Here is a 22,554-nt window from a genome sequence, read left to right as displayed (position 1 = left end):
ACCCCCTTAAAACATCCCGCCAAGGGACTTGATGATCTCATAAGCGATGATGGCCAGATAGGTAAAGAGAAAGCACATCAGCATGAGAAAGGAAAACACACGGATTTTCGGCGGTATTTTCTGTGCCTCACCCTTGAGCCTTTGCAGCTCCAGCTGCTTGAAGTCATGCGCCAGCATCTGAAAATACACCGTGCTGTCATCTCCACGCAGCACACCGATGAGGCCTCTCACCACATCCGACAGCATGGGCGAATTGAGCCTTGCCTCGAACCGGGTAAGGGCTGCCTCATAGCTGGAGGAACGCATATCCGCTGCCAGCATGGTCAGCTCTCCGGCAAAGGCTTCCCCGGCGTTTTTCTTGTAGTTTTCTATGATGGCCAGCACATCACGGGAGGCTTTCAGCTCCTGTTCGATGTTGGCAACAAAGCGAGGCAGCTCCTTTTCCACAGAAGCACGCTTGGCGGACAGCTTTTCGTCTGTCTTTTTGGTTTCCTTAAAATACACCATAACTGCAAGGAACACCACCACCGGCACCAGCAGGGGAAATACAAAACCTGCCGGAACCGCCAGCAGCAAAATTACGCCGGACTTCACCAGCGCATAGGCCTGATAGACCTCCGGCTCCATGTTCATGCCGGTTGCTTTCAGCACATTTTTGAGCCGATGCCTGCGGTATTCATCCATGTGGATCAGCTTTGCGAGCTTTACCGCCCATGTCATGAAGTAGGCTTCCAAGGTTTTTGCCGCTTTTTTCTCTGATCTTGTGGTATTCAGCATAGCCTTGGCGGTGCTTAGGTACGGCAGACGCAGCACATCCAAAAGGATAAAGAACAGCCCCGCCGCTAAGGTGATTCCGAATAAAAACAGTAATCCCATCTCCATCACCTCCGATACTCAATTGGTTTTGTCAGTTTAAGCACGCAGGCCGTAGAGATAAAAATCAGGGCGGCGCTGATGGCCAGAATGATCTGACCCAGCGGCGTGTGCATCAGCGTGTCGTACCAGCTTTTATTGAGGAGATACATCAGCGGAATGTTGCCGATGACGAAAATGACCATGATGATAAATTCCTTGCGGGGTTCAAAGACAAAATATTCCAGCTCGCCGTTGACGATCCGCATATCACTGAGCTTGCCGACAATAGGAGTCAGGGTAACTTTCAGGCTGCGGTCGTGCTGGCAGTCGCACAGGGCATCGCACCATTCCCGAAACACCTCGTTGTCGATTTTGGTGCGTAGAACCTTGATGGCTTCCAGCACATCGGGATCGATGAACTTCACCCGCAGGACAAAATCCTTGAACACCTGATGCACCGGCGGGTTCAGATAATTCATGTTTTCCTCCACAGCCGTGAGAATATTTTCGCTTCTCAGGTAGGCTGTGGTGACAATAGATAGAGCCGTTTCCAGCTCAGCGGCAATGTCTTTTTTGAAATGGCTGGCGGTGAGCTGCACATACCAAAAGGGCAGCATCATAAAGCCTGCCGCCATAACCGGAGCCAGAAAGAAATTGCCCAGCACAATGGCGATAGCGGCACCAATGGCAAACAACAGCAGAGAGCAGGCGCAAACCAAAGAAAAGTGATTACTCCTGCCGGTCATGGCCAGCACCTCCTGTGCCATCTGGATCTGCCGTTTCAAAAACCCCGGCTTTTGGCGGCGCTGTGCCGCCTTGATTTCATCCCTGATGGATTTCTTTTCTCTGGTGAGAAAGGAAAACAGCCCATCGGTGAATTCCATTGGGTTTAGGCCAAGTAAAAGAAAAAAGCCTGTAATCATACCGATACAGGCCAAAAGTTGAATGGTTGTCATACGGCTATTTGCCCTCCTTTCTTCAGACGATTGATGCGCTCCTGCGGCATTCCGTTTTCCAGCAGCCGTTTACACAGGCTGTCGGAGATGGGATTGACAGCTACATGATGTCCGGTGATAAAAAACTGGTTGTCCTCATAACGGTTTTCAGTAATCTCATACCGGAACAGGGTACGGTAATTCCGGCTGTTGTCCGGCAGGATTTCGCACTCCATGATTTCCATGAGCCGCCTTTGTTTGTTTTCCAGCTGCTTGCAGAACACGACAATGGGATAGGCCTCGGTCACATAGCCCATCAGGGTTTCGTCCGACATATCCACCGCTCGCTTGCACAGGGAAACCATGCGGCGGTAGGTGGATTCACAGGAGTTGGAGTGGATGGTGGTGACCACCGCCACACCGGTTCGGGCTACCTCCTGTGCGGCGTTGGCCTCCTCACCACGCATCTCGCCGACCACAACAATATCCGCATTAAAGCGCAGGGAGATGTCCACAAGGTCGATCTGCTCGATGCGGTACAGCTCGTTCTCACTGTTGCGGGTGAGGGTATGAACCACGGAGTTGGTAACCCTGCCGTCCTTTTCCCGGATGAGTGAAAGCTCCCGGCTGCCGTTTTCAATGGTAAAGATGCGCTTGTTGTCAGGGATGGTGGTGAGCAGCCACCCAGCTACCGTGGTTTTACCGCTGCTGGTGGCTCCCGCAATGCACACCGAAATACCATAGCGGATGAACTCCGAGAGCATATCCAGCATTTGGGCGGTAGCCGTGCCGCCGTTTATGAAATCTTCCTTTTCCATGTGGTTGGGATTGACGATACGAATGGAGGCGGCAGCGCCGATATTGGCATCCACAATGGGGCTTTTCATGACGGCAATCCGAATATTTTCCGCAAGGGTACCTACCACCAGCGGGGACTGGTCATCCAGAATCGTGCCGGACACATGAAGCATCCGGCGCAGCACATTAATGCAGTGTTCGGGGCTGTCAAAGTGTTCTGTGAGCTTTTCGCAGCGCCCACCGGCATACTGGATTTCAATATCCCGCCAACTGTTGATGTCGATTTCTTCGATACCGTCTGCAAAGATGTATTTGGTGAGAAAGGAATACTCGGCCATTTCCGTATACAGGGCATCCACCAATTGCTGTGGTGTCATACCTTTGACCGCCACACGGCTGTCTTGTACAAACTTGGCGATATACCGCTTAATATTGGTCTTGGCTTCGGCAGCATTGCCGTCCGACAACAGCTCACTGTGCTGACCAGCGATATATTCCTGCACCTGCTGCAGCACACTGTGGAAATCCCCGGTTTCCTGCTCCGGAGTAAAAAACAGATTATGCCTGCTCATACGCCGAACACCTCCTTCGAGATTTTCTGTATCTCTTTTCGGAAGCCCCGGCTGTCTTTCAGAGACAAATCGGCAAACAGGTTTCCGGCCAGCACCTGAGCCTCCAGCTCCGGGGAATGAGGAAGAGTAAACACAGCTTTGCCCAGCACCTGCTCCATGTTCTGGCTGGCTTCGTTGGACTTCACATTGCTGACCGCCTTATACAGCTTGTCAGAGTCAAACCCTGCCATCCGCAGATATTCCTGCTGGCTGGACAGGTAGCTCACCGATTTCAGGTCACAGTTTATGAGCCGCAGCACCGCATCGGCTTCCAGAATGGCAATGGTGGACAGCTCATCAAAAAAGATGGAGCTGCCGCAGTCGATGATGATATGACTGTCCATATCATGCAGCACGCTCATCAGCTCCCGGAGCAGCTTTTCGTTCACAGGAGGATAGCAGTTTTCGTTTTCTCCCTTTTGCAGGCCGATGACCGCCAGATGGCTCATCCGCTTATGGGTGTTGCAGTTGTTTTTTATCAGCGATTCAGTGATGGAATTGGCAGCCAGAATGCTGCGGAGGGAATGATCACCCTCCAGCTCACCAGACGGACAGATGCAGGGAAGCATGGGCGTGGTACAGTCGCACAAAAGCAGCACCACGTTCTTTTTTCTGTCTGCCAGATATTTGGCTAGCTTCACCGCCACCGTGGTTTTGCCGCAGCCGGGGCTGCCCCAAACCGCCAGAACCTGTGCGCCGATTTCCTGCAGCACATCCTGTTCCGGCTCGTCTTTACGGCTGAACAGGCCGCCTTTTTTGAAGTTCAGCATTTACTCAGCCCCGCTTTCTGCCGGTGCATTCGCAGGGGATTCCAGCTGGCTTTGATCCTCGCTTTCCTGAGATTCCGTTTCCTCTGGGTACAGCTGGGAAAGCACCGAGTCCTGAGCCTCGGTAAACTTTGCCGCATTTTCCTTGCTGCCACGGTAAACGAGAGACACATGAAGGGTACCGTCCGCTTCCAGCTCGGCAAGGATTTTGCTCTGCTCTGGCGTGACCAGCAGCGTAACGGTGGCAGGCAGCTCCTTTTCATCCTCAGCTTCGGCTTCTTTCTGTTTACCTGTATTGGCATCGTAACCGCTGCCTGCAGTGACGGCGATGACCTCCACATACTGCAGCTCCGGCGGAATTACCGTCATGCCCTGTTTTTTGTAATCTGGCGCAACGATAGACACGATATCCCCGGATATCAGCTTGCCGGACAGCCCTGCGGCGAAGCTCTTAACCGATACGGAGATGGCCTGTTTTTCTCCGGTCAGATTGTAGAGATAGGTATTTTCTGCAGCAGGGGCATCGGCGATTTTGGAGGCGATGATGTAATCTCCCGGCGCTAAGTCGGCGGAGGCGAATTTACCGATGACGGTATCCGTATGCCTTACCACATCCTCTGGCAGATTATAGCCGCCCACCTCCACAGTCTGCACCATGTCCTTGGTGATGGCCTCTCCGATTTTGATGGGCTTGGTCACCCGCACGATTTCAGTTTTCCGGCTGATGCTTTGATTAAATAGCGGTGTGATCGCAAAGCAGATCAGAAGCGACAGCACGATGCAAATTACACCGATGACCGTTCTGTTCTTGAAAAAGCTCATAGCTTAAGTCCTCCTTTGATTGATTAAAGATGATTACTGCGCAGCATATTTTCTGATCTTATATCTACGGATAACGTGTGGAACGCCGACAGCAACAGCAGTAAGCGACAGTACCACACACAGCAGTTTTACAATTGTTCTTTTATTTGATTTCTTCATATCATCCATCCTTTCACGAAATGAAATAGGCGAGCAGACAGCCCGCCGATAAAAAAGGAGCAAGGGGGAAGGCTTTCTTTGCCTCCCGCCTTTGCACCCTGCAAACAATCCGGTATATAGCTACATAGATGAGCAGCAGGCTGAGTCCGGCCATCGCCGCAAGTAGTCCTTTCGGCAGCCCCAGCACCAAGCCGCAGGCTGCCACCAGTTTGATATCGCCGCCGCCCATGCCGCCAAAAAAGACAGCGGCCAACAGGAACGGCAGGGCGATCAGGATTCCCAGCAGCTTGACCGGCGTAAATCCGATTACGGAAATGCCTGCGATTCCAAGGCAGAGCCAGTTTGGAACCATGCGTTTTGTCAAGTCCGTTACCGATGCCGCACACAGCAGGGCAATAAAAAAGACCGCCTGCACAGCGGCCAGCTTATCCGGCATAGTTGAACATATCCTTAATGCGCTGTACGAGAGTTGGCAGCACGGTTTTGTCGAAGAGCATATACAATCCGGCCAGCACCAAAGCCCCGATGACCACGGCCATCAAAATCTTTATTGCGGTATCCACGAAGCCCTCAGCGTGGTTGTTAGTGAGCGCCATTTTTGCCTTAATTGCCAGCATATTGGCCTTATGAGTTACCTTGTTCATGATTCTTTTCATGGTGTTTTACCTCCAAATTTTTTATTGAATTGCTTACATACCGCCCATTTGCATGGGCGGCTGGGACTGCTCCGGTGCGGCCTCCTGCGGCTGCGCCGGGGCTTGGTTCATGGCTACAGTCTGCTGGTAGCTGTCCAGCACGGCCTTGTGCAGCTGCTCCCGGAACTCTTTAGTCACCGGGAAGCAGACCTCCTTATAGCCGTTTTCCGTCTTACGGCTGGGCATGGAGACAAACAGGCCATCACGGCCTCCCTCCACCACCTTGATGCCCTGGATACCGAGGCAGCCGTCCACTGTCACCGAAGCGTAAGCACGGATACCGCCGCTGGCTCCGGGTGGGTACATGGAATTGATTTTTACTTCTACATCAGGCATGATTTCTTTCTCCTTTCGCCTTTTGCCAATAAAAAAAACAGCCCCTTTAGAGCTGCATGGTTTGGTTCTGCGCCGGTGGTGTGAACCCGATTTCCTGAAAACCGAAGCGGTCACAATAGAAGAAGCTGCTGCCGTTTTCATCGTACAGCTCCAGCACATCCGACATGGACAGGGAATGCCCTGCATAGCCGGGAGGATGGTCTACATTGAATTTGGTGTACAGCGCCTCCAGATTGTTGGTTTCCACCTCGCCGTCATAGATCGTCTGGTAATCGGACATCTGCGGTTCTCCGAATTCCTTGCAAAAATCCGCAAGGCTGATGAAGCGCATCCGAAGATCCGATTCGGGCGTTAACTGCCACACACGGCAGCTTTTCAGCAGAGTGAGTTCTTGATTATCCCGCTGACCGTTGACAAGGCGGTCATACACACCGTCTGTCCATTTCACCTCGCCGATGTCTTTTTGGCGGCTGAGAAAGGCGTTCAGTTCCTCCGACTTAAACAGAGGATCGACCACTGCCTTGCCGCCGCTGACATAACCGGCAGGGTTGCCGTAGTACAGGATGATGTCTTTTTCCATCCGGATATTTCGCATGAGGGTACCTCCTTTATGTCATAGTCAGGCCTCCGTTCTGCGGATTCTGGAGAGCTTCCATTTCCTCACCGGAGGGATGCAGGAGTCTGCCATTTTCCATTTCCAGCACACAAAAGTCATCCCGGTCGCAGAGCATGATGCGGTGCTGGTAGGGCTTTTGCATCTCCACATAATCAAGCGCCTCCTGCTCGGTACAGAGCCATACGCCGGAGGCATAGCAGCCATCGGGCAGAAAGCTGTAGCCGCTGTATTTCGGCTCGTGATTCTTCAAATCCAGCGCCCCCACCGGCCTGATTTGGGAAAGCTGCAGCTTGGCACTGTCCAGCAAAATCTCCGGCTTGAGAATACCGATAACCTCACTGCGGGTTTTCAAGGCAAACTCCCCGGTGCGCAGGGACACCAAAAAGACAGCGGAGCCGCTTGGATTGGCACCGGCTCCGTTTCCGCAGAGGCAGAAGTACAGTTGCATATCAGGACTATCCTGACCGATTACGACAACCTTTCCCTGAATACCGCAGCCCAAGCCGGTTGTCGAACAGTCTTTTTCCGTGTAGAGAGTATTTCGTTCCATCCGTCAGCCCTCCTTTTTCTGCTGCAGCAGGGCGGTCAGGTCGGAAATGAGGGAGAGCCTTGTATCGTCCGGCATAGTCTTGAAGGCTGCACGGACATAGGCCTCCACCGCCTCTGTGGACTGATCACCGATTTCGATGATATCCACCTTTTGCACACTGACTGTGCCGTTTGACAAGCCGAGGCGCACAATATCGCCGTAATCCATACCGCTGGCAGTGCGCAGCTCCTTGGGAATCAGCACCCGACCTTTGCTGTCCATCAGCTTGTACATGGGTTTCTTATTCATCCTCCACACCTCCCTCCAGCACACAGCGGATGGTATCGTGGCTCACGCCGAGGCTGTCGAACAGCTCCATGAGCTGGGGCGGCAGCTGCTTTAAGGGATCGGCGCTGCCGATGATGATGACACCGTCCTCGCAGCGAATGTCCAAATCGTCATCCAGCGGAATGCCCGCCGCCGCCAAAAGCGCATGAGGCACCGACAGCTCTGCGGATTCCGGTGCTTCCACCGGTTCACTCACGTTGTCGATACCGTCCTTTGTGAGAAAAAACTCGCCGTAGCTGTTGATCTGCTTTACCGGGTGATGGGACAAATACGCCAGATGCACGGTATCTCCGGCAGTGACGCACATGGTTTCCAAAACACCGGGCGGCAGGATGATGCTGCCGTTATCGGCAATCTGGCCTTTCGTTTCAATGATTTTCATGGCATAAGCCTCCTTTTACATCCCCATCTGAGGGGCGTTAATTTGTTGTTCTTCTGCCGATTTCAGCTCCGACACAAAGGTGCGAAGCTCATCCCCGGCCAGAGAGATGTTGGCGATCTCCATTTCTTTGAGGAAATAGGCAGCCTGCTTGTACTCGTCAGCCAGCTGCTGCATTCCCTTGGCGTTGTGGTAGCCGCTGCTGATGCGGGTATATCCCTTGAAAATGCAGTCATAGCTGCCAGTTTCCCTGTTTTGCTGCACGGTCAGATATAAACCTGCATTGGTTTGAGCGCTGCAATCCAAATATAGGTCATCGTGAACATTGCCCACCACAAACTGATATCTGCCGCCGCTTTCATCTTCAATCAGGGCTTTTGCCCAGCGGATTTTTTCAAGTCCAGTCATTCTTCGTATTCACCTCCAAAATCAAATAGATTTAATTGGAACGTATCCTTTTCCCGCTCATTGGGATCATAGTTGGTAATGATGACCTCCGGGTACTCACAGCCGCCCTCATACCGCTGCGCCAGATTGCTCAGGCGGGTGACCGGTGTGATGATGTACTCCTGATACAGCTCCCGGATAAATTCACAGTCGTTGTAGCTGACCATCCATTTGCCCTTGCTGCCTGCCAGTGCATCCCGAAGTCGCTGGTGGTCGGTTTTCAGAAACTCCACCGCATAGTGACCCTCGGTCATGTAATACGGCGGATCGCAATAAAAAAAGGCATCATCCCGGTCGTACTGCCGGATCAATGCCTCAAAGTCCTTATTTTCCACCACGGTGTCTGCAAGCCGCTTTGATGCCTCCCATATCACAGCGAACACCTTGCGGATGTCAAAGGGCTGGCAGCCGTAAGAGGTACATCCGCTGCCATAGCTATAACGGATGAGCTTGAAAAAGGCCGCCGCTCGCCACACATCGCTTGGCTCTTCCTGCTCCAACATAATTGCTCTCAGTTCCTCAAACTCAGGCGGCGGGAGGTTCTGCTGCGCCAGCTCCAATTCTTCCTGTAGATATTTATTATCAAATTCATCCTTTTCAAAGAAGCGGCGCAGGACACTGAATTCATGCCGGGAGTTGAGGGGCAGGAAGCCCAGCTCCTTGAGGAACGCCAGCGTTCTGTTTTTTACGCAGTAGAACAGGTTGGTGAGGTTTCCGTTGAAATCGTTGTAGACCTCCATACCCTTGCAGTCCGGCGGCCTGCCGAACAAAACCCAACCCCCGCCGCCAAAGACTTCGATGTATCTGCCGAAGTCCTTGGGGAAGAGCCGGTAAATGATATTGCGGAGGGCTTTCTTGCCGCCCACCCAGCTGATAAAGCTATTGATATTCCATCACCTCCCTCTGAAAAAGAAAAAAGCCGATAGTCACTACATTTTCAGTGACATCGGCTCGTCTGGACTATGATATTCATATTCGTTGGTTTCTTCATTGTACAGATATCCCTCATCGGCCAAATCCACATCGTGAACCTCAGAGGCCATTTCCAGCGCTTCCTTGGAACCGCCGGGAGGGATGTCACAGAACATTTCCTCACCATTTTCATATTCTTTTTTTCCTGTGTTATATCCGAAGTCCTCGTCAGCCCACAGATATTCAAAAGAGAGATCAGGGTACTGCTCGGCAAGTGTGCGGATCACCGGATCGGCACGGCTCCATGCAGTCTGGAACTCGATATGCTCGCCGTCAAAATCCTGCGGGGTATATGCGCCATCGTAGCCGTAGCTGTTCCACTTGGTTCCCCAATTGGAAATCGACCAGTCGTACCAGTTGTCTTTGCCGTACTTCTCACGCTCGGCCATTCCGAGATTTCCACGAAAGATATGCTCAGGCATCGGGATGACCTTGTTGAAGTCAATACTGCCGAGGCCAATCTTATCATCCTTGATGGCCTCGAACATGGCGCTGACTTGTTCCGAATCGCCGGATACTCTTAAAATATTGGTTAGATGATTTGGCATTAGCGCATTCCTCCCATCGTCATGCCGAAGCCATAGGACTGGCTACCTTTCAGCTCATCCTCCGGCCTAATAAAGAAGCGGTCGCTGCTATCCCAAAAGCTGACATACAGCTCACCGTCATCCACCTTGATTTCCCTTTGTTCCAGCCCCTCACCCCAGCCGTCACTAAATTGAGAAGAGAGCCATTCTGTCAGCTCCGCAAGCTCAGAGGCAGAAAGCGCACCTTGGGTTTGCACCTCGGTCACGCCCCACAGCTCGCCATTCCATTCCTCCACAGAGGGATTAATGCTGTGTACCTTTCGGATGAGATCGTCATCAAGGTAAACGGCGAGGCCACGCTCGCCCTCGCTGGGCAGCCTTTCTTTCTGAATGAGGGCAAGGATTTTATCCTCATATTCCAAAACCTCACCGGCAGATAAATCCTCCCGATAATCGTCAAGATCGCCCCATTCGTTTTTTCGGTAGATATGGGGGAAGAGGGGGCTGAATAACCGCAGTGTCTGCAGTTCGTTTTTCATGGTTCATCCATCCTTTAATTTTGATTTTGGGCGCAAAAAGCGGCTGTGTTTTTCAGTTACGAAGAACACAGCCGCTTCAAAATTGCCCTGTAGGGTATTGGCTTTATTTAATTGTAACCGGACTGATTCCGGCCAAAAACGAGAAACACCCTGCTTTCTTGTTAAAAAGCAGGGTGCATCTATGAAAAACGAGGGTCTTGAATTTTTCATTCAAAACCCTCGTCAGGCCGCATAAACACTGGCTTTTTCAGCCCTGTATCTATTTTGACCTAATCTTCTGGCGGAGGACATGGGACTCGAACCCCACTGTGACGACTATTTTTCAACGTTTTTAAGGTATGTGTTGCATTTTGTGTTGCACTTTATCTTATTTCAATTAAAAAGTGGGCATATGCCCACTTTTATTATGTATTGTTCAATGCGCTTCTACCCAATGCGTAAGCCTTGAGTGCTATCATCCAAAGGCTATTACTGCTGTTTATAATTTCTCGCAACTGTTCGTCGACTGTATTAGTTTTAATTTTAAATCCTGTCTCGTCTTTTTCCATATACTTTGCCTCTTTGCTTTCATTAACTTACATAACATTATCGACATTATTCAACATATATTTACATATATCGCCTCCTTTTGGTAACCATGGAAAATACTTGTATAATATATACGAATAAGCAACGACAAAAAACAAAGATTTTGAAAAATAATTTTGTCTTTTTTAAAGAACATAAAAAAATAAGGCCTCTTTTCTAGGCCTTATTATCGCATCTTTTTTAGATTTTCTTTCAAGGCCCTTAGGGCCTTTTTGTGCTTATATAGGACTGTGGTGTACTTTATCCCTGTACGCTCAGATATCTTTATCAAGGATTTGCCAAAGTAGTAGTGAAGCAAGATTATTTTTCTTTCTGTTTTATCCAGCTTCCAGATCGCTCTGCTTATCTCCTTGCTCCGTCCTCTCTTTACCAGGGTGTCCAAAACACTCTCCTTAAAGGTTTGCCCTTCCGCTTCCTTCTTCTTTACCTTTTCATAAATTTCCCGTTTTATGTCCACCCGTCTCTTCTTATCAAGCATCACGTTTTTGGCGATTTCCCTCAAAAAAGCTTCAGGGCCATCCGAGCTTTCGATTTTGTCTATGCTCTTGAGGGCTCTCTCCATAGTGTCTTGGACGATATCCCACGTATCCTGCTCATCTTTTACAAGACTGTATATGTAGGGGTACAACTTTTTATAAGAGCCTTCTGCTAGGCGTTTGAACTCGTCCTTTGTCATGCTTCAAGTTTATGGGACGGCATGCAGAAAAGTAATACTCCAAATTTTGGCATATCATCGCCTTGGGGCTGCGTTAAAATAAAAATATTTTAAAAAAGGTATTGACTATTGGTTACCAATATTGTATTATAAGTATATAAGATAACACGAACGGAAAGTGGAGGTAGAGAAAATGAAAAAAATAATATCTGTCGAGGAAGTTTGGGAAGTAGCAGAAGAGGCTATCAATGACACTTACAAGAAGGCTTATGGTAAAGGCATACAGGAAGCTTTCACCGATATCGCCGAGAGTAAAGGACGTGATTATGCAACTGGCTGTCAAGCATACAGAAGCTACATGGACCAAATCAGGGACGACAGCTCCTTGGAGGACTTCGCAGGCATGTCAAAAGAAAAGGTATACAACGAATTTAAAGACTGGTACGAATCAAGCGATATGTTTTCAGAGATGACATTCTCTGACCTGGAGGACTACAACAAATAAATTTAACGTATTAAAGAGCTTCAAGCACCGGACCCGGCGGTATATCCGGGGGGTATATGATATGAATTGTGGGGAGATTTTATGGAGCAGAGAGTACTAAAAATATCTTTTAATAAAACTGGCGGTACGGCCAGCAAGAACGGCGTGAACGCAAAATTAACCCTTCCTATAAGCTGGGTTAGAGAGATGGGCTTGACTGTAGACAGCCGGGAAGTTACGGCCACCCTAGAGGATGGAGTTATCACCATCAAGCCTGTAGGGGCTAAGTAAGTGGGAAGGCGGGCAAGAAATTTAACGGGCCAGCGTTTTGGAAGACTGGTAGCCAAGTATCCGACAGATAAAAGGTCGGGGACGGCTGTTGTGTGGCACTGTGAATGCGACTGTGGGAGAAGTTGTGAGGCTACGTCTCTCGGCCTTACCTCCGGAAGAACCAAAAACTGCGGGTGTATCAAAAAGGATATCACTGGTTTCCGGTATGGTCGGCTAACGGCTATACGGCCAACGGACCAGGTTCGTCATCACACCCGGGTCTGGGTATGTCTCTGTGACTGTGGGCAAGAGTGTCATGTGCCTCTTGGCAGCCTGACTGCCGGTATAGTAAAGTCCTGCGGGTGTCTGTCCAAAGAAAATTGGGAAAAGGGCTACGAGCGGATGAGGGAGGCGAATCTCAGGGATAGCCTTGTGGATGGTACGAATGTGTCCAAACTTACCACAACTCCCAACTCAAATTCAAAGGCAAAAGTAAAAGGGGTATGCTTCGACGCGGGGAAGTATCGCGCCTACATCACTTTTCAAGGCAAGCGCCACCACCTTGGCCGATACTCTACCATAAAAGATGCTGAAGCTGCCAGAAGACAAGCTGAGGATATTTTGTGGGGTGAGTTCTTCGACAGTCACCCCGAACTGAAAAGGGACAAAAAATAAAAAATAACCCCAGAGAGTTTTATGTTCCCTGGGGTTATTTTTATTTTTGGTGCATGAGGATTGCACGGTTTGTGATGCAATCAGAAACTATTATTCTTTTACTGTGCAATAATAACTGGATATGTATCTAAAATTTCTTTTTTCTTAGTGTTTTTCCCGTTATTTAAACACTTACAATCAAACCAATAAATTACCATAATAATAGCTCGTACTAAAATCAATGCACTTTTTACTTGAAATCTCCACCAGACTTTATTTATATAGTAATTTATTGGGTATTTAACCTGTGCAATAGAATTAACTAATTGAAGTTTTTTATCAATTAGGGATTTTACTTCCTCAGGCGCCTCACGTATTTCTTTCGTCAGTTGAATGGCAAAATCTACCTGCCCCTTTTCTTTAATTGGTTCCACATTGATATTATCTAAGTTCATATTGAAGCCCACTCGTTCAAGAATGATTGATATTTCCTTTAACGATTTATTTATCATAGGATATTCCTTGAGACTGCCCGCGGCGGATAAACGTTTATAGTCTACCTCTGCCTCAAGCAGTTCTACATAAATCCTTGATTTTTCAGCCTTATTTGTAAACTTATTCATTATTTTTTTATAATGTCTTCTACTCATTAAGCTAAATAACGTGAACCAGAATAGAACAAAAATAAATGATATTATATTCGACATTCTTATCACCCCTTTATTTTTCCTTTATTTTTCTTACTATTGATGTATTATTAACCTCTTTTAATAAATCTAAACTTCTGCCATAATTGTTTTCAATCACCTCTAGAGATTTGTCGTGAGATTTGCCAAGTCTGTCTAGAGCCTTTGAATTGGTATGGGATTGTATCCAAAATGCTATTATACAGAATAGTATAATGGGGGATTGTTTAGCTAGTAAAGAAAAGGCTGTGTCCAGATATTGCATGCCACTCATTTATTTCTCCTAATGCTTCCTTTTTATAGTTTAAACCCTAACATTAAATTTTAGTTTAACGCTGGGGTTTAAACTAAACATATTAAACAATATGTTTTAAGCCCGTCCAAGATGAGCTATTATTGCTCTTTGCATAATTTTACCATGTATTCCCTCTTTGGTAAAGTACTACATATTGTTTTTCTATTTGTCAAGTACTATATCTTGTGTTTTTGCAAAAAAACTAAAAATGGCCCAGGGGTTTCTCCCTGGGCCATCATACTGTACAATGCTTAATTCGGTTCCCGATACCCCAGCGCCCTGCTGCTATCCCCTGCTCCGGAGGTAGTCGGGTCTACCAGGATGCCGATAGCCCCCAGCAGGTTTACGATCAGGCCGAACACCTGAGTTATCTGCTCTTCTGAAATGGGTGCCGTGATACCCAGGACGCCTAGCACCTGGTAGACAAAAGCTGCCAGGCAGGCCAGCAGAGACAACAGTGTGGTTTTGTTCTTTAACCTAAGTTTCCAGTTAATTTTCATTTGTTTTCCTCCATTCCGTCAAGTCTATGATGAGCCGACTTGGCGGATTCCTCTACTTTAGCAATGGCTTTGCCATGCTCTTTAACTTCACCCTCCAGGGCTACAACTCTTTTATCAATTCCAAGAATAGCATCGAGCTTGCCGTCGATAGTTCCGCGCCAGTGTGCATCGCCGGCCATCTTTTTTTCTCTGCCACTTAGCCAGCCCGCAAGACCTACAAAACAACCAATAAGGGCGATAAGTAGTAGTATTGTGCCTTCGTCCATAGCTCCCCCTATCTCCTGTCTAGCATGATAATAACTTGCTCCCTGGTTGCATATCCTTGTGGCTTTTTTCCGTCCGTGATGCCGTCTTTTTTCGCCTTCTCCCATGCCTCACTCGCCCAACTAGATGGGGTGTCCCCACTACCTGCTAGCATCTCTTTGATAATCTCCCTTACCCTTGTCTCTGTCACGTCTTCTTCCTCCTGTTCTTCTGGTTGAAACTTTACTCTATCGGTTTGGCCCTTGGTCTCAATCGGCTGTATGTGCCAGCCCTCGCTTGCAATGGGTTTACATAGACCATACTTATGTAGCATGGCATCAGTCCAGCCCCTTATAGGCTGCGTTGACGTATCTACCGCCAGCCTATATTCATGCCAGCTAGTGCCTGGTTTAGCTGCTGACTTTATAGACCCTTTACCGGTGCGCTTGTACTCCAGATACTGGTTATAAAGTTCCGTTTGCCGAGCCGTAGACCGGTAGCCCTCAGTTATCTTGATTTTTATGCCTGTGGTTTGGGCTACGTAAGCCAACCGTCCAGCAAGCACCGGGTCTATACCTTCGCATAGCCCCGTTAGCCAGATAGCTGGGTCTGCTGTGAGATAGCTCTCTTTTAGCTGCGATATTAAAACCATCATGCTCCTTTCCGCTTTTAGTCCAAAAAAGCATATAAAAACACGCATTTCTGCGTGTCAGTTGAGGCTGTTTATTTTTTCTGTTCTGATAAAGTGTTAATTGTATTGTTCGGATACTTCCGTAACTGTCGGCTTTGTTCCCCAAATTCCTAAAATTGAGGACAAGTAAGGTTCTCCAACTTCTGCTTGTAGTTCTTCTCTACCTCTTGTGCTATTTATATATGCTTTTCCCCAGCATATACCAACGGGATATTCTATACCGTCTACGATTACATATTGTTGTTTTCTTAGGCTCACACTATTTTGTGTAAGCATATCAAGATATGTTTTTTCATTCATTGTTTTTCCTCCTATGCTATTTCATATTGACCGCTTAATCGAATACCAAACGTGTCAGATACGTCACTTGCTTGTAAGGCAGCAAGTAATGTGGCTGTAGAGTACCGAAATTCTATTGTTGTACCGCTGTTTATGGTTGGTGTTAAAAACAGCAAGTTTGCTGGCTTAGTCCAGTTTTCAATACGTTCTATCGGCAATCCGTTTGCTAGGGTAGCTATAGATGCAATAGGCAGTCCTGCTAATCTTAAATTTCCAGTCATACCACCTTTATTGCTTATTTGAACTTGTGCTACAAAGTTAACCAGCTTTCCTTGTCTAACTGCCCTACCATATTGTGATGTGTATGTGGGCATTCCAGCTGTGGTTGTACCTAAAATTGTAGGAGTAAAAGATATTACTTCCTGTTTGAATCCATGTGCTCCATCTGCATCGGTTATTAAATCGGTTGTATGTGTACTTAATGCAGCGTCAATCTCATTAACTGCACCCACCAAACTTCCTTTTTCAGTAGTGGTAAGATAACTTAAGATTCCTATTTGCGCCTGAGCGGTAGCTAATATTACGCTAAAATCCGCCTCAGTACCGACATACCCGCCTTCTACCGCTGCCTGGTACGCACTTTTGACACTTTCTAACCCCTTTACCCCCTTGTAGTGCTTCACATCAAAGCTCGGAACAACTGCATCTGTACCATAGATGATAGTACGTCCATTTAGTGGCTTTGATAAGTCGTTTAGTACGGCTTGGGTGTCAGGGTGGAGGGTTTCGGTAGTTGGGGTCGCCAGTTCGTAGGTTACCTCTATCGAGCTGCTCTGAAGCCATGTTCTAAGCTGAGCCACCGTATAGCTAGATATAGGTTCATAGTATAAAGCCATATCGGGAGCAGACACTGATCCACCAGTAGATATACCATTTACTCCATTTGAGATATTAGTTCGGGACTGCCGTGGCAGCAGATTAGAGATGATGTTGGCCGAGGTATTAGGAAGAACCTCTGGCACTAATCCGTTAAAGCCGGTCAGGAGGAATCTGTTTTTTCCTGTCGATGTAGTGAGCACCGACCACGCCTCTCCAGCACTGCCGTTAAGTATCTTTTTCCCAACATATCTCCGCACCTTCCATAGCCCGTCTGTGTCCTTAAAGACTTTGTCCACTGTGCCGTCTGGCAACTTAAGCATAGGCTCTAGCAGGTTCCCTGCGGTATCTTTTAACTGTACGGTATAGTCTCGTCCTTGGTATGGCTCGTACGGGGTTGCGGTTGAGCCCAGTTCGAGTTGAGGATGTATATCGCCAGTATATACAGTTCCAGAGGTAAGACCTTCTACCACTATTGATATGCGATTGATATTTTTAACCATCTCTTCCGTCATATTGATAGTGGTGGGCAAGACATTATTCACCACCAATGTGTTAGATTTATCATACATCCAAATTTTACTATTGCCACCAAAATTCTTATCACAGATAGCAGTCATATTACCTGGCATCAAACTAAAATTAGTAACCGGAAAAGTTTGATACCCGCTTGCTCCCGCTGTAAAGCTAACATGTGTAGGCATATTTAGCAGATTCTTCCCCCTCTTGCTCACCATAAAGCTTCTATATGGTACATATGGCGTAGCTACAGAGCCTACTTGTAGCTTAGCACCCGTGCCAAAATTTGCATCTATTTTTACAAACTTAGCACCGAAGTCCATGACGAAGGTACGTGAGGCAGAACCAACAGCCAGGGTTCTGAAATCAACACGTGCTCCGCCAATCTCATTGTAGAAGTTGATATTTGCTTGCTGAGTAGCGTTTGTTCTTGAAACCGTCAAAGTCTGCCCAGCATATAGTGCAACGGGATAGTAAGTGTCAGAATCGTTTCCAATCAGATTCTCCCCGCCTACACTTGTTATGGCCTGGGGGTTATCCGGGCTGACAGGGTTTGATGAGTTCACAGGTGTTACTACGGTGTTCCCTTCGATTATGGCATCGAGATAGTCAAAGGTTTGTGTACCTGTGATATCCACGAGGCTACCAGCATAACTTATACTTTTGTTATCGTAGTAGCTAGGCAGCTCACCGCCAAGCCGTTCCGCATCATCCACGACCCCGTTGCCGTTTGTGTCATACACGGACTTCAGCATGTCTCCGTTGCCTATCCCCCCTAGGCTTACCCAGTCGTTTTCGATGCCCGACCATAGGTATACATTTCTGTCTTCTTCTACCTGATAGACATATTCATTGCCTGTCGGGTATGCCGCCCTTAGGGCCGCCAAGGTTGGATAGATATCTTTGATGGTAAAGTGCGTCATATTTTCGGCGTTTTCAAGGATGTGATCTATCCGTATCCCTGTATATTTACTTTTATATTGCCCCATAGTTCCTCCTTAGTAATAAATGATAATGCCGCCGCTGGCCCCTTTGCCTCCGGGTCCGCCTAGGCCACCAGGTGCACCAGCACCGGGCCACGTGTTTGCAGAATTTCGGTTGTAGCAGTCACCGCCCCCACCGCCACCGCCTCCACCGTGGCCAGCATCTCCGCCAGAGCCAGGTATGGTCGCCGCTGGTCTAGCGATAGCATCAGCACCATGGCCGCCATCACCCCCATCAGCCCAGCCTTCGCCAGCATTGGGTGAGACATGCCCGTCGCTACCCGGCTTACCATTGTTTCCGTAAGCAGCACCACCACCACCGCCGCCTTGGCCAGCAATAGTATTGTTGGATGAGATTTTCATAGTTACCAGCTGCCCGGGCAACCCGCCGACGTTGATGATGCTGCCAGCTTCTTGTATGTCTCCGCCCCTTACTCCGCCTGGGCCTTGACCATCGGCACCGGCAACGCCCGTGTTTCCGGTGATTGCGAATCGCTCCGCTGTCATAGCGTCTACGTACTCGCCAATAGCTCCCAAGGCTGAGCTTACACTACCGAACGTCGTTGGTGTTCCTTCTGCACCTTCTACACCGTTGGTCTGGCCTCCTAGCCCTCCGGAGCCTATCTGCGCCGCTAGGATTTGGCCTGGTGTTACTGCGATAGTGGTATCAAAGACTTTGCCACCAGTACCCACGTCACCAGCCTTGCCACCTTTTCCTGCTGAGCCTCTGGACAGACTTGAAGAGCTAGAACCGCTGCTGCCGCTTTCTCCGCTTTTTCCGGCAGCTCCGCCCTTGCCTCCTCCGATAAGGACCACGCGGATTTCTTCCACCCCTGCCGGCACTGTGAAGTCGCCGTCAGAAGAGATGAGCACTCGGTTTTTGTATCCCTCTGAGATACCCTGTGGCTCGTAGTCTAGTAGAAACTCACCTGCCGCCCGTAAGGTATTGCTGAAATTAAAGTCTAAGCTCTGCACTGCCGCGCTAAGCATATTACTCTTATATGGATGGACTACCTGGACCATTTCGCCTGTATGCTCGCTGGTGGGCAAAACATTTTGATTGATACTCCGCTTGCAACTGGCGTACTTGTATAGCCGCTGGGCCACCGAAGAGCTGTTGATAAGGGTTATCAAAGTTCCGTTTGATACCGATAGAATCTTATCATCAGGAGTTCCTAAAACTGTCCCCCTGGTTACAACCTTGGTTGTGTGCTGGTACTTCTTGCCTGTCAGGGTGACATTGCCAGTACCCTGTATAATCGCATAGTTGGCGCCGCTCTCCAGAATGGTCCCATTGGTACATACCAAGTCATGCGCGGGCTCGGGGAAGATACTTGTTTTTACGTCCGTGAAAGCTTCAGTAAAAAGCGTAATTTCATCATTGATGGCAACATAGGCATGTTCAGTTACCTGCACAGCCGTCACTTCCGTGTCTTCTTTTAGGGAACCATCTATAAAGACTTGACCATCGTTGAAAGTTCCTGTGACAGTACTGGTCAGCACGGTGAAAGCAGCAGTCCCGTCAGGGTTCTTTTTTAGTGCTGCACCCGTAGCCAAAAGGACTTGCTGCAGGTTCTCACGCTTGGAAGTGTATGGTAGATATCCGAAGAGCCTTAGCGCTGCCACATCAGGGTGGATAGTGTACGCCACGCCCCCCATGATACTTGCTATCACATCGCCTGCCGTTTCCCCTCGATATATCCCCCCAGGGTGATTGTCGTAGTCCAAGAGCGATAGATAGGATTCTCCTTGTATGGAGTATAGATTCGAGCCTATTTCTTCGATTTTCCCATTAAAAAACACCCCTTTGATATCTCCGTCCCTATAGACGGTTATCGGGGTGTAGCGGCTCAGTTCTGGCCTTGTATGGCTTTCTATTTCAGCAGACATGGTATCCAGTGCCAGCTTGTCGGTAAGCAGCCCGGATTCAAAGTGGACCTTTAGTTTTTTTATTCGGTTTCCTCCGAAAGAGTAACCGCTAAAGGCTATCACGTTGAGGTCTAGTTGTGGGTTGCTCGTGTCTTGGAAGTAGTCATCTTCGCCGTACTCGCTCGCGCGGACATGGAAGTCCTCGCTATCCTTTGTTATAAAATCCAGCCCGTCCGATGTGACGAACTGGACGGTTGTGTTAAATGCGGTCACCCGCTCACCTCCTTGCTGGGGACATTGCCATAAAGTCTATAGACAGCCCTTCCCATCGGCGATATTTGCCAAGGTAAGGGAGTTTGTCATGGGCCTTTGTGATATATGCCTGGAAGGTCAAAGTACCTTGACCATACGGCACAGATATCTCGTGGCTGTTTACCGGGCTTGTGAGGGCATAGTACAGTCGGTCATACTCTTCTATATTCTCCATCTTCTGCTCAATCTCCATAGAGTAGCTGTAGATAGTTCCGATTATTTCCCTACTTGCCCTGCCTGACTTTAGCCTCCCGGTTTGGCCTGTCTCCAAGACCTCACCGCTACGCTGTAGTTTTGTCACAGAGGCGTTAAAGCTTGTGCCGTCTATGGTGAAGACCCCGTTATCTGTTCCCTGTCCTATGGTCCAGTTTTCGCCGTAGTACCGCTGAGGTTCTATGGCTGTTGCTGTAAAGCTCAGCTCAGTCCAGAGCTTTTTTATGCCATTTATAAGTTGCAGCCCATCTGATGCACTAGAGACATATGCATCAAAATCAAGATAGCCTTGTCCGAAAGGTACGCTGACAGGGTAACTGTCCACCGGGGCGGTGATAAGCTCGTACAGCTCATCATAGGCGGTCAGATTCTCTATCTTAGGTATTACCTCGAAGTTATAGTTATACACCGTGCCAGTTACATCCCTGACCATGTGGCCGTTTTTCAGTCTGCCGGAGTTATCTCCACTTAAGATAACAGCTTCTCTTTCTAGCCCTGTAAAGTGTACATCTGGCACGATGCTATTTATTGTCAAAACGCTGTTCATTATATTACCCCGTTGATAAGTCTTGTGCCTTGTCTCATGTTTTCTCCAGCAGTATATGGTGCCATGGCTCTCGCAAACTCCCGGCCGTCGATGTTGAAAACAGCTACAGCACTGCCGGATGTCCCACCAGCGTTGCCTCGTCTGGATAATGCATTATCAACAGCCTGCTCAATCGTAGATAGAGGGGCCTCGATGTTAGTACCGTGTTTCTGGTCGCCTAAGATAGCTAAGAACTCGCTGTTTGGCGGTATGACTGCACCGGTGGCTAGACGCGGCAATCTAACACCGCCACTTGAAACCATACCTGCTTCAGCTTGCTTTTGGGCTCTGCTGATAGCCGCACCTATTGCCAGTGTCCCTGCCGCGATTGCCAGCCCTGCAGCCCCCCAAGATGCCGCCGACTGTACCGCACCAAAAGCAATTGCCAATGTTCCCGCGGCTAAAGCCACTGTTCCCAAAACATACGCCGCTTTTTCCATGCCAGTCATGTTCCCCCACACCTCATCTGCTTTTAGGGCCAGCCCTATAAATAACGTCAATATTCCAACTACTATACCCAACCGTCCCGCCGGGGAAGCTAATGCGGCCCCGAAAAGCTTCATTGCGCTTTCCAGCTGTATAGTTATTGTTAAAAACTTTTGTAGTATGGTCCACTTGTTCGCCACGATGAAATATGCGACTAGCGCAGTAGTGAGTGCCTCGATAGAAATTTTAAAAGCATCTATGGCACCTGTATTGTTTTTCATAAAGTCGGTTAAGCCGCTAATGGCAGCTGTTATATTCTGGACGGCCGTATTAACCGCATCTAGAGTCCCAGTACCTATGTTTTCTAGGAATCTGTCCCACGTTGCCTTAAGGTTCCCCATCGAGGTAGCCCAGTTGTCTTGTTCCCTCGTAGCTTGACCTACTGCTCCATTTAACTCAAAAACCTCTTGTACCTTATCAAGCAAAAGCCATTGTTTCTCGGCTTCTGTCAACTTGTCCCAGGATTTTCCGTATACCTCGACCGCTTTAGTACTCATCTGGGATGCAGTCGTAAATACTTTTATGGCGTCCCCTGCCTCAAAATTACCTTTTAAGAAGCTAGCCAAGCTAGCCGATGTTGTCTCCAATGACATATCATAGAACGCCGCCGCATCGGCTGCAAGGCTCGTTGCCTTAGTAGTCCCTTCAAGAGTTTTTTGAGCATCAAGACCCGCGCCCTTTAGCTGAGCGCCGAATGAGCTGAATGCTTGTTTGAGCAAATCAACATGTATCCCGAGCTCTTCGGACTGCTGATTGATTGCTGCCATTGCAGCCTCGCCCTCTGCGCCCTTAAATATTTGATTGAACTGAGCATCTAATGCTTGAAGATTCGCCGTTGTTTCCACCAGTGTCTGTACAAATTCCTTGATGGCTGCGACACTAAAAGCGGCCACGACTGCCTTCCCTAAATCATTTAAAGAATCGGATATACTTTCTGTCATTTTTTTTATATTCTTCGTACCATCATTAAAACCGTCGGTATTAGTTTTTGTATCGAAGATCAACGAGCCAGCGATTGTTCCTGCCATTA

General features: G+C 48.5%; 33 protein-coding genes. 3 read left to right on the top strand and 30 right to left on the bottom strand.

The window, feature by feature from the left end:
• Positions 1–6: 6 nt before the first annotated feature.
• The 20 genes from Ami103574_RS02745 to Ami103574_RS02655 all read right to left on the bottom strand — a co-directional run bounded on the left by Ami103574_RS02745 (position 7) and on the right by Ami103574_RS02655 (position 11,599).
• The gene (locus Ami103574_RS02745; protein WP_132383338.1) at positions 7–876 is read right to left on the bottom strand and encodes a secretion protein F; all 870 of its coding nucleotides are present in this window, start codon (positions 874–876) and stop codon (positions 7–9) included.
• A 5-nt stretch (positions 877–881) separates the two neighbouring features.
• Positions 882–1,811 (bottom strand): type II secretion system F family protein, encoded by a 930-nt coding sequence (locus Ami103574_RS02740; RefSeq protein ID WP_132383340.1) that lies wholly within the window; start codon positions 1,809–1,811, stop codon positions 882–884.
• On the bottom strand, positions 1,808–3,160 hold the full coding sequence (locus tag Ami103574_RS02735; RefSeq protein ID WP_132383342.1) for a CpaF/VirB11 family protein: 1,353 nt from the start codon (positions 3,158–3,160) through the stop codon (positions 1,808–1,810). The genes Ami103574_RS02740 and Ami103574_RS02735 overlap by 4 nt, the downstream gene beginning before the upstream one ends.
• The gene (locus tag Ami103574_RS02730) at positions 3,157–3,969 is read right to left on the bottom strand and encodes a ParA family protein (RefSeq protein WP_132383344.1); all 813 of its coding nucleotides are present in this window, start codon (positions 3,967–3,969) and stop codon (positions 3,157–3,159) included. Before Ami103574_RS02730 ends, Ami103574_RS02735 begins: the two co-directional genes overlap by 4 nt.
• Entirely contained in the window at positions 3,970–4,788 is an 819-nt protein-coding gene (gene cpaB, locus Ami103574_RS02725; protein WP_163065206.1) for a Flp pilus assembly protein CpaB, read from the bottom strand.
• A 33-nt stretch (positions 4,789–4,821) separates the two neighbouring features.
• Positions 4,822–4,947, bottom strand: coding sequence for a hypothetical protein (locus Ami103574_RS15925; protein ID WP_279233369.1), 126 nt, complete (start codon positions 4,945–4,947; stop codon positions 4,822–4,824).
• A gap of 13 nt (positions 4,948–4,960) precedes the next feature.
• Positions 4,961–5,383 (bottom strand): prepilin peptidase, encoded by a 423-nt coding sequence (locus Ami103574_RS02720; RefSeq protein ID WP_132383348.1) that lies wholly within the window; start codon positions 5,381–5,383, stop codon positions 4,961–4,963.
• Entirely contained in the window at positions 5,373–5,603 is a 231-nt protein-coding gene (locus Ami103574_RS02715) for a DUF6133 family protein (RefSeq protein ID WP_132383350.1), read from the bottom strand. The genes Ami103574_RS02720 and Ami103574_RS02715 overlap by 11 nt, the downstream gene beginning before the upstream one ends.
• 33 nt (positions 5,604–5,636) lie before the next feature.
• Complete coding sequence (locus Ami103574_RS02710) at positions 5,637–5,978, bottom strand: SpoVG family protein (protein ID WP_132383374.1); 342 nt, start codon at positions 5,976–5,978, stop codon at positions 5,637–5,639.
• A 46-nt stretch (positions 5,979–6,024) separates the two neighbouring features.
• Positions 6,025–6,573, bottom strand: a complete 549-nt coding sequence (locus Ami103574_RS02705; protein WP_132383352.1) for a YodL domain-containing protein — start codon at positions 6,571–6,573, stop codon at positions 6,025–6,027.
• 13 nt (positions 6,574–6,586) lie between these two features.
• Positions 6,587–7,144 carry a hypothetical protein gene (locus tag Ami103574_RS02700; RefSeq protein WP_132383354.1) on the bottom strand — a complete coding sequence of 186 codons (558 nt, stop codon included), beginning with the start codon at positions 7,142–7,144 and terminating at the stop codon, positions 6,587–6,589.
• Positions 7,145–7,147: 3 nt separating this feature from the next.
• Positions 7,148–7,432 (bottom strand): AbrB family transcriptional regulator, encoded by a 285-nt coding sequence (locus Ami103574_RS02695; protein WP_132383356.1) that lies wholly within the window; start codon positions 7,430–7,432, stop codon positions 7,148–7,150.
• On the bottom strand, positions 7,425–7,853 hold the full coding sequence (locus tag Ami103574_RS02690; protein WP_132383358.1) for a hypothetical protein: 429 nt from the start codon (positions 7,851–7,853) through the stop codon (positions 7,425–7,427). Before Ami103574_RS02690 ends, Ami103574_RS02695 begins: the two co-directional genes overlap by 8 nt.
• Positions 7,854–7,868: 15 nt before the next feature.
• Positions 7,869–8,258 (bottom strand): hypothetical protein, encoded by a 390-nt coding sequence (locus tag Ami103574_RS02685; protein WP_132383360.1) that lies wholly within the window; start codon positions 8,256–8,258, stop codon positions 7,869–7,871.
• Positions 8,255–9,163 carry a DNA adenine methylase gene (locus Ami103574_RS02680; protein WP_132383362.1) on the bottom strand — a complete coding sequence of 303 codons (909 nt, stop codon included), beginning with the start codon at positions 9,161–9,163 and terminating at the stop codon, positions 8,255–8,257. Before Ami103574_RS02680 ends, Ami103574_RS02685 begins: the two co-directional genes overlap by 4 nt.
• A gap of 63 nt (positions 9,164–9,226) precedes the next feature.
• Positions 9,227–9,817, bottom strand: a complete 591-nt coding sequence (locus Ami103574_RS02675; protein WP_132383364.1) for a DUF1281 family ferredoxin-like fold protein — start codon at positions 9,815–9,817, stop codon at positions 9,227–9,229.
• The gene (locus Ami103574_RS02670) at positions 9,817–10,335 is read right to left on the bottom strand and encodes a hypothetical protein (protein ID WP_163065205.1); all 519 of its coding nucleotides are present in this window, start codon (positions 10,333–10,335) and stop codon (positions 9,817–9,819) included. The genes Ami103574_RS02675 and Ami103574_RS02670 overlap by 1 nt, the downstream gene beginning before the upstream one ends.
• A 3-nt stretch (positions 10,336–10,338) precedes the next feature.
• On the bottom strand, positions 10,339–10,545 hold the full coding sequence (locus Ami103574_RS02665) for a hypothetical protein (protein WP_163065204.1): 207 nt from the start codon (positions 10,543–10,545) through the stop codon (positions 10,339–10,341).
• Between the two features lie 194 nt (positions 10,546–10,739).
• Entirely contained in the window at positions 10,740–10,883 is a 144-nt protein-coding gene (locus tag Ami103574_RS02660) for a hypothetical protein (protein ID WP_163065203.1), read from the bottom strand.
• 206 nt (positions 10,884–11,089) lie between these two features.
• Complete coding sequence (locus Ami103574_RS02655; RefSeq protein ID WP_163065202.1) at positions 11,090–11,599, bottom strand: RNA polymerase sigma factor; 510 nt, start codon at positions 11,597–11,599, stop codon at positions 11,090–11,092.
• Positions 11,600–11,771: 172 nt separating this feature from the next.
• On the opposite strand from Ami103574_RS02655, the gene Ami103574_RS02650 reads away from it, so the two are divergent.
• From Ami103574_RS02650 to Ami103574_RS02640, 3 genes are all read left to right on the top strand, one after another.
• Positions 11,772–12,083 carry a hypothetical protein gene (locus tag Ami103574_RS02650; RefSeq protein WP_163065201.1) on the top strand — a complete coding sequence of 104 codons (312 nt, stop codon included), beginning with the start codon at positions 11,772–11,774 and terminating at the stop codon, positions 12,081–12,083.
• An 81-nt stretch (positions 12,084–12,164) separates the two neighbouring features.
• Positions 12,165–12,353: a hypothetical protein gene (locus Ami103574_RS02645; RefSeq protein ID WP_163065200.1), complete on the top strand. Its 189-nt coding sequence runs from the start codon at positions 12,165–12,167 to the stop codon at positions 12,351–12,353.
• The gene (locus Ami103574_RS02640; protein ID WP_163065199.1) at positions 12,354–13,007 is read left to right on the top strand and encodes a hypothetical protein; all 654 of its coding nucleotides are present in this window, start codon (positions 12,354–12,356) and stop codon (positions 13,005–13,007) included.
• A gap of 98 nt (positions 13,008–13,105) precedes the next feature.
• Here Ami103574_RS02640 and Ami103574_RS02635 read toward each other — a convergent pair whose 3' ends face one another.
• The 10 genes from Ami103574_RS02635 to Ami103574_RS02590 form a co-directional block, all read right to left on the bottom strand.
• Entirely contained in the window at positions 13,106–13,609 is a 504-nt protein-coding gene (locus Ami103574_RS02635; protein ID WP_163065198.1) for a hypothetical protein, read from the bottom strand.
• A gap of 97 nt (positions 13,610–13,706) precedes the next feature.
• Positions 13,707–13,946, bottom strand: a complete 240-nt coding sequence (locus Ami103574_RS02630; protein ID WP_163065197.1) for a hypothetical protein — start codon at positions 13,944–13,946, stop codon at positions 13,707–13,709.
• Positions 13,947–14,218: 272 nt separating this feature from the next.
• The gene (locus Ami103574_RS02625; protein WP_163065196.1) at positions 14,219–14,467 is read right to left on the bottom strand and encodes a phage holin; all 249 of its coding nucleotides are present in this window, start codon (positions 14,465–14,467) and stop codon (positions 14,219–14,221) included.
• Positions 14,464–14,733: a hypothetical protein gene (locus tag Ami103574_RS02620; protein ID WP_163065195.1), complete on the bottom strand. Its 270-nt coding sequence runs from the start codon at positions 14,731–14,733 to the stop codon at positions 14,464–14,466. Before Ami103574_RS02620 ends, Ami103574_RS02625 begins: the two co-directional genes overlap by 4 nt.
• Positions 14,734–14,741: 8 nt before the next feature.
• Positions 14,742–15,365: a M15 family metallopeptidase gene (locus Ami103574_RS02615; protein WP_163065194.1), complete on the bottom strand. Its 624-nt coding sequence runs from the start codon at positions 15,363–15,365 to the stop codon at positions 14,742–14,744.
• Positions 15,366–15,458: 93 nt separating this feature from the next.
• Positions 15,459–15,701, bottom strand: coding sequence for a hypothetical protein (locus Ami103574_RS02610; RefSeq protein ID WP_163065193.1), 243 nt, complete (start codon positions 15,699–15,701; stop codon positions 15,459–15,461).
• Positions 15,702–15,712: 11 nt separating this feature from the next.
• Entirely contained in the window at positions 15,713–18,064 is a 2,352-nt protein-coding gene (locus tag Ami103574_RS02605; protein ID WP_163065192.1) for a hypothetical protein, read from the bottom strand.
• Positions 18,065–18,073: 9 nt separating this feature from the next.
• A complete protein-coding gene (locus tag Ami103574_RS02600; RefSeq protein WP_163065191.1) occupies positions 18,074–20,200 on the bottom strand; it encodes a hypothetical protein in 2,127 nt (708 codons plus the stop codon).
• Between the two features lie 4 nt (positions 20,201–20,204).
• Positions 20,205–20,999: a hypothetical protein gene (locus Ami103574_RS02595; RefSeq protein ID WP_163065190.1), complete on the bottom strand. Its 795-nt coding sequence runs from the start codon at positions 20,997–20,999 to the stop codon at positions 20,205–20,207.
• Entirely contained in the window at positions 20,999–22,552 is a 1,554-nt protein-coding gene (locus tag Ami103574_RS02590) for a hypothetical protein (protein ID WP_163065189.1), read from the bottom strand. The genes Ami103574_RS02595 and Ami103574_RS02590 overlap by 1 nt, the downstream gene beginning before the upstream one ends.
• Positions 22,553–22,554: the final 2 nt, after the last annotated feature.

This window comes from Aminipila butyrica, assembly GCF_010669305.1.
GTDB classification, from domain to species: domain Bacteria; phylum Bacillota; class Clostridia; order Peptostreptococcales; family Anaerovoracaceae; genus Aminipila; species Aminipila butyrica.
This window is presented reverse-complemented; position numbering and strand designations above follow the sequence as displayed.